Annotated in this window: 1 pseudogene; it reads left to right on the plus strand. The window is 66.1% G+C overall.

What is annotated here, in order from left to right:
* Nucleotides 1-209 (plus strand): annotated as a pseudogene (locus AC1DYG_RS20915) (enoyl-CoA hydratase); the annotation flags it as partial.
* Nucleotides 210-360: the final 151 nt, after the last annotated feature.

Consider the following 360-nt stretch of genomic DNA (forward strand, 5'->3'; position numbering starts at 1 on the left):
CCCGAACGCTGGCCGCGAGGATCTCCGACGCCAGCCCGCTGAACCTCCAGATCGGCAAGCAGGCGTTCTACCGCCAGATCGACGTCCCCCAGGACGAGGCCTACAAGCTGATGAGCGAGACGATGGCCGCCAACGCCGTCACCTGCGACGCACAGGAAGGCATGAGCGCCTTCCTCGCGAAGCGCAAACCCGTGTGGCGAGGGAAGTGAGCGGGCTCACCGGAGCAGGAACTCCAGGGCCACCCGCTCGAATGCCTCCTTCGCCTCGACCATCACCCAGTGTCCGCAGTTCGGAAACACGTGCAGCTCGGCGTTGGGCATGAGCCGCATCGGGATCATCGGCATGTCCGGCGGGCACTGA

It is taken from the genome of Pedococcus sp. P1_H8 (genome assembly GCF_056405175.1).